At 63.9% G+C, this 12,302-nt stretch carries 13 protein-coding genes; 11 read left to right on the plus strand and 2 right to left on the minus strand.

Going from position 1 to position 12,302, the window contains the following annotated elements; translation table 11 throughout:
- Positions 1-126 precede the first annotated feature (126 nt).
- Both C0V82_RS26895 and C0V82_RS12855 read right to left on the minus strand, forming a co-directional pair.
- Entirely contained in the window at positions 127-264 is a 138-nt protein-coding gene (locus C0V82_RS26895; RefSeq protein ID WP_158659902.1) for a hypothetical protein, read from the minus strand.
- Between the two features lie 514 nt (positions 265-778).
- Entirely contained in the window at positions 779-1,414 is a 636-nt protein-coding gene (locus C0V82_RS12855; protein WP_094453417.1) for a TetR/AcrR family transcriptional regulator, read from the minus strand.
- A 224-nt stretch (positions 1,415-1,638) separates the two neighbouring features.
- On the opposite strand from C0V82_RS12855, the gene C0V82_RS12860 reads away from it, so the two are divergent.
- The 11 genes from C0V82_RS12860 to C0V82_RS12910 all read left to right on the plus strand — a co-directional run bounded on the left by C0V82_RS12860 (position 1,639) and on the right by C0V82_RS12910 (position 12,267).
- Positions 1,639-3,717, plus strand: a complete 2,079-nt coding sequence (locus C0V82_RS12860; RefSeq protein ID WP_199772407.1) for a TonB-dependent receptor — start codon at positions 1,639-1,641, stop codon at positions 3,715-3,717.
- A gap of 108 nt (positions 3,718-3,825) precedes the next feature.
- On the plus strand, positions 3,826-4,155 hold the full coding sequence (locus C0V82_RS12865) for a c-type cytochrome (RefSeq protein WP_199772408.1): 330 nt from the start codon (positions 3,826-3,828) through the stop codon (positions 4,153-4,155).
- A gap of 23 nt (positions 4,156-4,178) precedes the next feature.
- Positions 4,179-5,339, plus strand: a complete 1,161-nt coding sequence (locus tag C0V82_RS12870) for an amine dehydrogenase large subunit (protein ID WP_094453423.1) — start codon at positions 4,179-4,181, stop codon at positions 5,337-5,339.
- Between the two features lie 3 nt (positions 5,340-5,342).
- Positions 5,343-5,870, plus strand: a complete 528-nt coding sequence (locus C0V82_RS12875; RefSeq protein WP_094453425.1) for a MauE/DoxX family redox-associated membrane protein — start codon at positions 5,343-5,345, stop codon at positions 5,868-5,870.
- Entirely contained in the window at positions 5,867-6,493 is a 627-nt protein-coding gene (locus C0V82_RS12880) for a redoxin family protein (protein WP_199772409.1), read from the plus strand. The genes C0V82_RS12875 and C0V82_RS12880 overlap by 4 nt, the downstream gene beginning before the upstream one ends.
- Before the next feature lie 4 nt (positions 6,494-6,497).
- Entirely contained in the window at positions 6,498-7,010 is a 513-nt protein-coding gene (locus C0V82_RS12885; RefSeq protein ID WP_094453475.1) for a methylamine dehydrogenase light chain, read from the plus strand.
- Positions 7,011-7,014: 4 nt separating this feature from the next.
- A complete protein-coding gene (locus tag C0V82_RS12890; protein ID WP_094453427.1) occupies positions 7,015-7,467 on the plus strand; it encodes a c-type cytochrome in 453 nt (150 codons plus the stop codon).
- 33 nt (positions 7,468-7,500) lie between these two features.
- Positions 7,501-8,910, plus strand: a complete 1,410-nt coding sequence (locus C0V82_RS12895) for an aldehyde dehydrogenase family protein (protein WP_094453429.1) — start codon at positions 7,501-7,503, stop codon at positions 8,908-8,910.
- Complete coding sequence (gene paaK, locus C0V82_RS12900) at positions 8,907-10,202, plus strand: phenylacetate--CoA ligase PaaK (protein ID WP_094453431.1); 1,296 nt, start codon at positions 8,907-8,909, stop codon at positions 10,200-10,202. Before C0V82_RS12895 ends, paaK begins: the two co-directional genes overlap by 4 nt.
- Before the next feature lie 98 nt (positions 10,203-10,300).
- Positions 10,301-10,546 (plus strand): LuxR C-terminal-related transcriptional regulator, encoded by a 246-nt coding sequence (locus C0V82_RS27265; RefSeq protein ID WP_199772411.1) that lies wholly within the window; start codon positions 10,301-10,303, stop codon positions 10,544-10,546.
- 5 nt (positions 10,547-10,551) lie between these two features.
- The gene (locus C0V82_RS12910; protein WP_199772412.1) at positions 10,552-12,267 is read left to right on the plus strand and encodes an amidohydrolase; all 1,716 of its coding nucleotides are present in this window, start codon (positions 10,552-10,554) and stop codon (positions 12,265-12,267) included.
- Positions 12,268-12,302 lie beyond the last annotated feature (35 nt).

The raw sequence follows: 12,302 nt of genomic DNA on the forward strand, positions 1-12,302 counted from the left end.
AGCGAGCGTGCGGCCCCGAAGGCCTCTGCCGGGGCCTTTCGGTGTCAAGCCTTCTGAGTGCTCGTCACGCCGCCGGGCTCATACTCCTGGCCGGGTCGTCGTCCACCCCAAAGCAGAAATTCAGAGCTACACCATCGGCCCGACGCTAGGAACCGTCATCAACTGGCGACTGACCGTGTTCTCCCGCCAAATTGCCAGCTTCAGCCGGTGCAGCTTGGTGAACTCTGTCTGCATCGCAAATCGCGCAGCCAGCATTGGCAGCATCAACAGCTCCAGCAACGGATGCCGCTGACTGGTTGCCTTTGCGCTCCGATTGTGATTTCTCGGCCCGTTGCCATGACACATGCGTGATTATATGCCAGATTAAAACCACCGGTACTGGACCGATGGACTATCCCAACGGCCGAGGAGCCGAAACGCTGCGTAGTCACGGGCTACCAACCAAAACGCTCCATTCCCTGACTGCGGCTTTCCTATGGCACTACCGCAGCGCTCAATCTACGTTTTATGCGATGAACTGTCTGGAGATGTGCACCACTTGCAACTTGTTGCAAGGGCAATATCACGGCGTGTATGTGCCCAAGATGTGTCCAAGCAGGAATGGCTCTTCGGAGCAGCCCGCATCTTGGTCCATCCCGATGGCCATATCGATGCTTTGATCCCGGAATGAAGGCTTGGGCACCCGGTACATCGGCATCGACTGTAAAGGCGTAATGGACGAAGCTTGGTTGCTGAGCGTGCCAACGATTGACCTTTATCTTGCTATACCGGACAAACCTCACACGCGCGTAGCAAGATGGGGCGGCAGATAGATGCCAAGATAGGAGACAACGGCCATGATAGCCTCATCCAGGGCTTCCTGTGTAACCTGATCATGCTCCGCAACCGACAGCGAAAAAAAGACATCGGCGATCAGCAGTGCCTTGAAGAAAAGCTCACGCGAGTCGGCCAGTTCCGGCAGCAGGAACTGCTTCTTCACGGCCATCCACAGGGCTGTGCCGAAACGGAAATCTTCCTTGCAGGCCGCACTTTTAATGTCCGGGGGCGTATGGGGCCCCAGCATCAGTTTGCGGGCGGCCGGATCCTTGTTGAAAGCTGACTGGTGATGGATCAGTGACGCCTTGATCAGTTCCTGCCAGCTGGATGCCGGCGGCAGGTCAAGATCTTCCGACGCCTGCTGGGTGGCGATGGTGCGGGCCAGCTCCCGCCAAATATCCATGATGTCGCCGAAGAAATGGTATGCCGACGACAAAGGTATTCCGGCAGCCTCCGCCACCGCCGCCATTCCCACCTGATCAAGCGGCAGTTCGCCCAGCACCTGTCGTGCGGCGGTCAGTAGTTCCGCCCGTCTCGCCCGCCCCCTTGCCTGGGTGGCCCGGCTGTTCGAAGCCCGTGGTGTACTGACAGCTACCATAATCGTCCTCAATCGAATTCACACTTCTGACGGACGTTGTTTCGGCCCATCTTTCTCGCTTGACAACAGAAAAAGCAAACCTCAGAATTCGAAAAAATTCGAATTAAGGGGGAGCTATGAGAAAACTGATGGCGCTCCCGGCCGCTTTTGCGCTGTGCACCTCCGTGTACGCGCAGAATTCTGGCCCGGGAAGTTCGGAAGGGGAAGGGTTAATTGAAATCATCGTGACCGCTCAGAAACGGGCGCAGGGGCTGCAGGAAGTCCCGGCCTCGGTCACGGCATTGGGAGAGGAAGCGCTGGCATCCATCGGACGACAGGACGTCACCGCCCTTGCGGGGCAGGTTCCCTCGCTTCAGGTCAACCAGTACAGTCCGACGATCACGATCTTCAATCTGCGCGGCGTCAGCCAGAACGATTTCGCCGACAGCCAGGAAGCGCCGATCGCCTTTTATTCCGATGAAGTCTATGTTTCCGCGCTGGGGGCCATCAGCGGGCAGACCTTCGACCTTGAACGGGTGGAAGTGCTGCGCGGGCCGCAGGGCACGCTGTTCGGCCGCAACGCGACCGGCGGCCTGATCCAGATCGTTTCCGCCAAGCCCACGGATCGTTTCGAAGGGTTTCTGACATCGACCGTCGGCAGCCACAGCCAGATCGCGACGGAGGGGGCCGTCAGCGGCCCCTTGAGCGACCGGGTCCGTGGACGCCTTGCCTTCACGACCAACCATCACAAGGGCTATATCGAAAACCGCATCGGCCCGGACCTGGGAAACTCGAAATTCTACGGGATCAGGCCACAATTGGCGGTCGATGTCGGCGAGGATGGCGAACTGACCCTGAAGGTCCAGCATCTGCGCAATGACCATGAACGCAGCGGCGGCCTTTACTCTCACATCGCCGCGCGTCCGGACGCGAACGGTCTTGGCATGGCCGTTGGGCCCCAGGAGGATTATTACGGCACGGGTCCGGGCGCCGATCCGATTGGTTTCCGTGAGCCGGACAGCGATCCCTTCACGGCTTCCAACGACCGTATCGGTTCCTTCGACCGTAAGTTTTCCAGCGTCACCGCCCGCTATACCCAGACGGTCGGGGCGGTCGACCTGACCTCCATCACGGATTACCAGGAACTGCGCAAATCCTACGGCGAGGATACCGACATGTCGCCGGACGGGATCTTCAACTTCGATACGCACCAGAAGCTGAAACAGTTTTCCCAGGAACTGCGTTTGGCCCAGGATACGGACCGGTACAACTGGCTGGCCGGTGCCTATTACCTGTCGATCCGGTCCGACAATGCCTATGCCATCACCTCGCCGCTGAGCATCCTGCCCAGGCAGAATTACGGTGGCACGCTGAAGACCGACAACTGGTCCGGCTTCGGACAGTTCGAATATAACCTGACCGACACTGTCTCCGCCGTGGTCGGCGGGCGCTATTCAAGCGACGCGAAGAAGTACGACTTCGCCCATCGGACCGATGGGATCGGCGATTTCATCTTCAACCAGACGACCAACCCGTCGCTGGCCCGCCGCACCTTCCATGACTGGTCGGGCCGGCTGGAACTGAACTACAAGCCCACCAGGGACATGCTGTTCTATGGCGGTGTCAATCGCGGCACCAAGAGTGGCGGGTTCGGCACACAGGCCTTCACGCCAATCGATCCGGCAACCATCCCGTTCGGCAGCGAGAAGCTGACCAGCTACGAGATGGGGGCCAAGCTCACGCTGGACCGCACCACCAAGTTCAACACGGCCGTCTTCCATTACGATTACAAGGATTATCAGGCATTCTCCATTGTCGCGCTGTCCCAGTTCATCCGCAACAATCCGGCGCGGGTGACGGGGGCGGAATTCGAACTGGTCAAGCAGCCCGTCAAGGGCCTGACCTTGCAGTTGTTCGGCACCTATCTCGACACCAAGGTGAAGGACATCGTCCTGCCGTCGGGCACCGTCGCGGACCGTGAACTGCCCCAGGCGCCCGAACTCAGCCTCGGCTGGATGGTGCGGTATGAATTCGCCCTTGGTGCCGGCAGCCTGGCCGTGCAGACGGACTGGAAGTACGACGGCGCGCAGTTCTTTTCGACCTTCAATGCCCCGATCGATCATGAAGGCGCCCGTGTCGTCGGCAATGCCCGCATCGCCTACATGTTCGACGACGGGACCGAAGCGGCGATTTTTGCCAACAATATCCTGGACCGCCGCTATCGTATCTACAACCTTGACCTGTCCGGTCCGCTTGGCATCTCAAACCAGGCCTATGCACGGCCGCGCTGGATCGGCGCAAGCCTGACTGTCCGTTTCGATTAGGGTCGGCCGCAGCAGAATTCGACGTGCCGATACTGGATGAACCCTTAAAAGGACCCGAGCATGCGAATTTCTAGGGCAGTCTACATTTGCGCAATCGCAACACTCGGGATGACGGGTGCCGCCGGCGCCCAGGACGCCGCGGCCGGTGCCCGGTTGTTCACCGCGAAATGCCAGGCCTGCCACCAGCTGGACCCCGCCAAGGGGTCCGGCATGGGCCCCAATCTGGCAGGTGTGATCGGACGGAAGTCCGCCGCTCTGCCGGGATTTAATTACTCGCCCGCCATGAAGGGCGCCAATCTCGTCTGGGACAATGCCAGCCTGGACGCCTACCTGAAAGCACCGCAAGCGGCCATCAAGGGCAACCGGATGACGTTCGCCGGCATCGCCGACGCCCCGCACCGGGCCGACCTGATCGCCTTCCTGGCCACGAAGAACTAGCCTCTGACCGGAGGATTTCCACTATGTCCCGCCTTTCCCTGATCGCCCTTTGCGCTGCCATTGCCCTTGTGGCTCCGGCCCGCGCCGAATTGCAGGCCGAACAATTGTCGGTCGAAACGCTGCCGGAAAAATTGCCTGCCCACTGGGTTTGGGTCAATGACGTCGCCTTTTTCAACATGGCCGACGGCAGGGCCTATCTGATCGACGCGGATAACGGTCGCTTCGTCGGCATGGTCAGTGGCGGCTATGGCCACGGCTCGCTGGGCCTGGACCCAAGGGGCGACCGTTTCGTCGTGCCGGCCACCTTCTATTCGCGGGGCTCGCGGGGGGATCGCACCGATGTGCTGACCCTTTACGAGACGAAGAACCTGACGCCGGGGACGGAGATCATCATCCCGGCCAAGAAGTTCAGCGGCATCCCCTTTGTCGGCAACTCCACCCTGACCGATGATGGCCGTTTTGCCCTGATCTATAATTTCACACCTGAACAATCGGTGACGGTGGCGAACCTGGACAAGGGCGCGGTGGTGGGGGAGTTCCAGACACCGGGCTGCGGCCTGATCTATCCCGTCGGCCCCCGCCGCTTCATGATGCAGTGCGGTGACGGGTCCATGCAACTGGCCTTGATGGATGCCGAGGGCAAGGTGACGCCGGGCGGCGTGTCCAAACCGCTGTGGACGCAGGAGGATCTGGCAACGGAAAAGGCTGTCCGCGTGGGTGAAAGCCGCTGGATGTTCTTTACCTACAACAGCCAGGTCTTCATCGTCGACGGTGCGGGCAAGGAACCCAGGGTCGTCGATCAATGGTCGCTGGTCGGACCCAATCCCGATGGCTGGCGGGTGGGCGGTCTGCAACCCAGCGCCTATCACACGGCCCAGGGCCGGCTTTACGTGCTGATGCATCAGGGCGGGCCGGAGACGCGCAAGGACCCCGGCAAGCAGGTCTGGGTCTTCGATCTGAGGACCCGCAAGAAGATACAGCAGATCGACCTGGAGACAACGGCAACCTCCATCGCCGTCAGCCAGGATGCCAAGCCGTTGCTCTATGCAACCGAGTTCGGGGTCCCCACGCTCAACATCTATGATGCGGCCAGCGGCAAGAAGCTGCGTGCGGTCGACCAGTTGGGCCAGACCCTGACCGTCATCCAGCCGGCACCCGTCCAGCCCGCCGCGATGGGGAGGTAGCAGATGCCGCTTGATCCGGTTTTTTCCCTGGTGGTCAAGGCAGGCCTGGCACTGCTGTTCGCCTTTGCCGTCTGGCACAAGCTGCGTGACTGGCCGCGCATCGGGGCAGTGGTCGGCGGATACCGCCTGTTGCCGCCGGCACTCAGCCAGCCGGTGGCGGCCCTTCTGGTCGTGCTGGAACTGGCGGCGGCGGGGGGGGCGCTGCTGTCGCCCTCCGCACTCTGGCTGTCGGCCGGGCTGCTGTCGGCCTATGCGGCTGCCATCGGCTTCAACCTCCTGCGCGGCAATGACCAGATCGACTGCGGCTGCATCGGTTTCGCCGCAGTACGGCCCCGGCTGCGCTGGACCATGGTCATCCGCAACGCGGTGCTGGCCGCGCTGGCGCTGCTGGCGGTGTTGCAACCCGTCGCCGACCGGTCACTGGTCTGGATCGACTATCTGACTTTGCTGGCCGTGCTGCCGGGCGCCGCCCTGCTCTATGCCGCCCTGGAAACCGCCATTTCCCTGCCCTCCCGCGGAGCCGCGTCATGATGGAAGCCCTCTATGTCGCCCTTGTCCTGCAATGGGTCATCATCCTGGCCCTGGCGGCGGCCGTCGTGGCGCTGTTCCGGCAGGTCGGCATGCTGCATGAACGGCTGGGCCCTGTCGGCGCCCTGGTCCTGCCGGGCGGGCCGAAGGCCGGCGCCACCGCGCCCCGGTTCACGCTGCGCGCTATTGACGGCCGCAAGGTCGTGATCGGTCAGGAAGGCGGTGCCCGATCCACGCTGCTGTTCTTCCTGTCGCCGACCTGCCCGGTCTGCAAGACGCTGATCCCCATCATCAAGCGGGTCGCGGAGGATGAGCGCAACCGGCTGGATCTCGTGTTGGCCAGCGACGGGGACGAGCCGGCACAGCAATTGATGATCCGGCAGCACAAGCTGGAGGAATTCCCGCTGGTCCTGTCGACGGAGCTGGGCATGGCCTACGGCGTGTCAAAGCTGCCGCACGCCGCCCTGATCGGGCCTGACGGCAAGCTGGCCGCCACCGGTCTGGTGAATAGCCGTGAGCATCTGGAAAGCCTGCTGACGGCCCAGGATCTGGGGGTCGCGTCGTTGCAGGAATTCGTGACCAAGACCGCGCAAGACCGCGCGAAGATCGAATGGGTTGGGAGGTAAGACCGTGACGAGACTGGATCGCATCGCAGAAATCCTCGCCCGGCAAGCCGCCCGGGCCATCTCCAGGCGCAGCATCCTTGGCCGCCTGGGGGCCCTTGCTTCGGCCGCCAGCCTTCCGGCCTTGCCGGTGGCGCGCGCATCCGCCCAGGCGGCCAAGGCCCCGCCGGGGGAGACGGGTGACCCGGCGTCCTGTGACTACTGGCGCTATTGCGCCATCGACGGCTTCCTCTGCTCCTGCTGCGGCGGATCGGTATCATCCTGCCCGCCGGGGACGGAACCGTCGCCCATCACCTGGGTCGGCACCTGCCGCAACCCTGCCGATGGCAAGGATTACGTCATCTCCTACAATGATTGCTGCGGCAAGGCGGCCTGCGGGCGTTGCATCTGCAACCGCAATGAAGGCGACACGCCCGTCTATCAGCCGCAGGGCGCCAACGACATCAACTGGTGTCTGGGGACGCAGTCCGGCATCGTTTACAACTGCTCGACGGCCGTCGTGCTGGGCGCGGCGGGCTGATGCGATGCGGCGGGCCTTCACCATCGCCTGTCTCGCCGCCGCGCTGATCCTGCCGATGGCGGCGGCCCAGCCGCCATCGCGCAGTCCGCGCACGAACTACATGACCAATTGCCAGGGCTGCCACCTGCCTGGGGGCGAGGGCATGTATGGCAAGGTGCCGCCGATGCGCGGACACCTTGCCAATTTCCTGACGGTTCCGGGGGGACGGGAGTTCCTGATCCGCGTTCCCGGCGTCGCCAATTCGACCCTGAATGACAGTGACCTGGCAGCCCTGATCAACTGGCTGGTTCCCGCCATGGGGCCCGACGTGCCGGGCGGGTTCGTGCCGTATACCAGTGACGAAATCCACCGGCTGCGCCGCATGCGTCTGCAGGACGTGAACACCTTGCGTGCCGCCCTGATCGAACAGATGTCCGCCGACCGTCGCGCCGCGATGCTCGGTGCGGCAAGCCGCTAACCACAAGATCTCACCATAGGGAGAGAGCCTGCCATGAATGGCAATTTCGCTCTGACAATCGACGGCCGGCAAGTCGCCGGAAGCGGCACCTTCGAGGTCCGCGACCCGGCCACGGGCGCCGTTGTCGCCACAGCACCCGCCGCTTCTGCGGACCAGCTGGACGCGGCCGTGGGCGCCGCGCGCAAGGCTTTCCCCGGCTGGGCGGCCCGGTCTGAAGCCGATCGCAAGGCTGTCGTGGCCAACGTGGCCGACATCATCGAAGCCCACGCCGCGGAACTGGCCGAACTGGTGACCCGCGAACAGGGCAAGCCGCTGGCCGGCCTAGGTTCCCAATGGGAAATCGGTGGCGCCATCGCCTGGGCACGCCACACGGCAAGCCTGGACCTGCCGATGGAAACCATCCAGGACGATGCCGGGGGGCGGGTGACCCTGCACCGCAGGCCCATCGGCGTTGTCGGCTCGATCACACCGTGGAACTTCCCCGTGATGATCGCCATCTGGCACGTGATGCCCGCCATTCTGGCCGGCAATACCGTGGTCCTGAAGCCGTCCCCCAACACGCCGCTGGCGACGTTGCTGCTGGGGCAGCTGTTGCAGGAAGCGCTGCCGCCGGGCGTTCTGAACGTCATTGCCGGTGCCGATGGGATCGGTCAGGCCATGGCCGACCATAAGGGCATCGACAAGATCGTCTTCACCGGATCGACCACCACGGGCCGCAAAGTCATGGCCAGCGGCGCCGCCAACCTGAAGCGGCTGACACTGGAACTGGGCGGCAACGATGCCGGCATCGTTCTGCCAGATGCTGATCTGGATGCGCATATCGACAAGCTGTTCTGGGGCATCTTTATCAATAATGGCCAGACCTGCGCCGCGCTGAAGCGTCTCTATGTCCATGACAGCCTCTATGACGCGGTCTGCGACCGGCTGGTCGCCTATGCTGCGAACATCGTCACGGGCAACGGGCTGGAACCCGACAGCCGTCTGGGCCCGGTCCAGAACCCCATGCAGTTCGACCGGGTGAAGCGGCTGGTGGAACAGGCCAGGCAGGCCGGCGCCCGCGTGCTGTGCGGGGGCGAACCCGCCGAAGGCCCCGGCCTGTTCTATCCCGTGACCATCCTGGCCGATGCATACGACGGCATGGACATCGTGGACGAGGAACAGTTCGGCCCCGCCGTGCCCATCATCCGTTTCACCGATATCGAGGATGTCATCGCCCGGGCGAACGCCAGTGAAAGCGGCCTCGGCGGCTCTATCTGGTCGCGGGATCTGGAAAAGGCGAGGGCCCTGGCGGCCCGGCTGGAATGCGGCAGCGTCTGGATCAACAACCATGGCGCCATCCGGCCCGACGCCCCGTTCGGCGGCGTAAAGCAATCCGGCATCGGCCTGGAATTCGCCAGCCTGGGCCTTGCCGAATTCACCAGCGTACAGGTGATCCACTCATGATCGCAACGCTGCACCCCATTGAGCGGGCGTCCGTGGATGAATTGCGGGCGCTGCAATTGGACCGGCTCCGCTGGTCGCTGAACCAGGCCTACACCGGCAACCCGCGCTATCGCGCCAAGTTCGACGCGGCCGGCATCCATCCCGACGATCTGCGCTCGCTGGACGATCTGGCAAGGTTCCCCTTCACCACCAAGGCCGACCTGCGCGACGCCTATCCGTTCGACTTCTTCGCCGTGCCGCAGGACAGGCTGGCGCGTATCCACGCTTCCTCCGGCACCACAGGCAAGCCCGTCGTCGTCGGCTATACCAGGACCGATCTGGATACCTGGGCACAGCTGGTCGCGCGGTCGATCCATGCCGCCGGCGGCCGCAGTGGCATGAAGGTCCACGTCGCCTATGGCTATGGCCTGTTCACCGGTGGCCTGGGTGCCCATGGCGGGGCGGAGGCCCTGGGCTGCACCGTCATCCCCATGAGCGGCGGGCAGACGGAAAAGCAGATCCAACTGATCGCCGATTTCCGGCCCGACATCATCATGGTCACGCCGACATATCTGCTGGCGATGATCGACGAATATCACAAGCGCGGCCTGGACCCCGCCCAGACGTCGCTGAAGATCGGCATTTTCGGCGCCGAACCCTGGACGGAGGCCATGCGACGGGAGATCGAGGGCGCGTTCGCCATCACCGCCACCGATATCTATGGCTTGTCGGAGGTGATGGGGCCGGGCGTCGCCCAAGAATGCGGGATCGCCAAGGACGGCCCCACCATCTGGGAAGATCATTTCTATCCGGAGATCATCGATCCGGAGACGGGCGCCGTCCTGCCTGACGGATCGGAAGGCGAACTAGTCTTCACCTCGCTCAGCAAGGAGGCGATGCCGGTCATCCGCTATCGCACCCGCGACTTGACCCGGCTGCTGCCCGGCACGTCGCGGCCAATGCGGCGCATGGCCAAGATCACGGGGCGCAGCGATGACATGCTGATCATCCGTGGCGTCAATGTCTTCCCCAGCCAGATCGAGGAGATCCTGCTGACCTGCCCGGCCCTGTCGCTGCATTACCTGATCGAACTGACCCGTCCCGGTCGCATGGACGTGGTGGCGGTGGAGGTGGAGGCGCGGTCCGGCAGCACGGCCGAGGACCAGGCCCGTGCCACCCGCGACTTCGCCCACAAGATCAAGTCCCTGATCGGGATCAGCGTGAATGTCGTGATCCGGCCGCCGGGCACCCTGGCGCGATCGGAAGGCAAGGCCCGGCGGGTGGTCGACCGGCGCGGCGCAACGGTGAACTGACGACCGGAACGCACCGATGACAAAACCGATCGTCCCGACCAGCCAGCCCAGGGACCGGCACGATCCAGCAACCCAAGCCGGGTGAAAGGGAGAGATCAGTGAGCGCCTTGGTCATCGATCCCCGCAGCACAATCTGCAAGATTGAGCATCGGTTGGGCAGCATCTTCATCAACCTAACGGAGCGGGAGCGCGCGGTCTGCGCCCGCTCCATGGTTGGGATGACGGCCGAGGCCATTGCCCTCGACCTCGGCATCTCGTCGGCATCGGTGCTCACCTACCGCCGGCGCGCCTATGTACGCTACCACTTCACCCACAGCAACCAGTTCTTCCTGGGGATGATATGATGGGGATGCCATCCAGGGAGCGGACGCTGCTGCTGGGCCTGTTGCTTTCCACCTGCCTGCTTCCCGTGGAAGCCGGGGGCAAGGAGAAGGGTCCGGCCGATCTGCTGGTCGTTGGCGGACAGATCAAGACCCCGTCGGGCTGGGCCGAAGCCATGGCCGTCCAGGACGGCGTGATCCGCTTCGTCGGCAAGGAAAGCGAGGCCCGCCGCCTTGCCGGGCCAGCGGCGACGCTGGTCGATGTGCATGGCGGCACCGTCCTGCCCGGACTGGTGGATTCCCATGTCCATCCGCTGTTCGCCGGGCTGGCGGCTGCGGCCTGCCGCCTGTCGCCGGGGGCCGGTGCGGCCGACATCCAGGCGGCGGTGCGGGATTGCGTGGCCAAGCGGGCGCCGGGCGACTGGATCAAGGGCGGTAGCTGGGTGGCGGCCAGCTTCACCCAGGGACAGCAGACCCGCGCCCTGCTGGACGCCGTCGCCCCCGACAATCCTGTCGTCCTGGATGACGAGGCGCTGCACAGCGTCTGGGTCAACTCTCTGGCGCTGCGGCTGGCCGGGATCGACCGCAACACGCCAGACCCGGTCGGCGGCATCATCGAACGCGACGCGGCAGGGGAGCCGACGGGGCTGCTGCGGGAAAATGCGACCAGCCTGGTCGAACGCGCCCTGCCGCCCGACAGCCTGACCGCCCGGCGCACGGCCGTCAAATGGGCAGCGGACATGATGCTGTCCCAGGGCATCACCGCCTTCACCGTGGCCTCCATCCGCGATGCCGATATCGAGCCCTTCGCCCAGCTCACGCGGGAGGGGCTGGTAAAGCAGCGCATCCGCGGCTGCATCGTCTGGGACGCCCTGCCCGGCGTGCAGCAGGACATGGGCGAACGCCTGATCGCTGCGCGGGCCGACTACACGACCGACCGGTTCAGGCCCGACTGCGTGAAGATCTTCATGGATGGCGTGCCCACCGAAAGCCATACGGGGGCCATGCTGCATCCCTATGCCGATCATGGCGCCGGGGACAGCCGGCCGGAGAAAGGCATCCTGATGATGGCGCCGTCCGACCTGAACCCGGCGGTCGCGCGGTTCGACAAGATGGGCCTGTCGGTGAAGTTCCACGCGGCCGGCGATGCGGCCGTGCGGGCGGCCATTGATGCCATCGCCTTCGCCCGGCAGGCCAATGGCGGGAACGGACCGGTCCATGCCGTCGGCCACAGCACCTTCGTCGATCCGGCAGACATTCCCCGCGTGGGGCCGATCAACGCCGCCTGGGAGTTCTCCCCCTATATCTGGTACCCGACGCCGATCGCATCGGTCGACATCGCCAAGGCGGTGGGGGCGGAGCGGATGCAGCGCTGGATGCCGCTGGCCGATGCACTGAAGACCGGGGCGTTGGTGGTGACCGGGTCGGACTGGCCGGTGATCCCGTCAGTCAATCCCTGGCTGGCGCTGGAAACCCTGGTCACGCGTGAACGCCCCGGCGGCAGTCCGGAAAAACTGGCCCCCGGCCAGGCAATCAGCCGGGAACAGGCCTTCACGCTTTTCACGGCCAACGGTGCCCGGCTGATGGGGCTGGGCGATCAGATCGGTGCCCTGAAAAAGGGAATGGCTGCCGATTTCATAGTCATACAGGACAATCCTTACTCAGCCCACATCCACGATCTTCATGAAATGCGCGTGATGATGACCTTTATCGATGGAGAAAAACAATATGAACAGTCCCCTTAAGGACTGTCATCAGTACTGGGGACAGAGCCACCTGT

It is taken from the genome of Niveispirillum cyanobacteriorum (assembly GCF_002868735.1).
GTDB lineage: Bacteria > Pseudomonadota > Alphaproteobacteria > Azospirillales > Azospirillaceae > Niveispirillum > Niveispirillum cyanobacteriorum.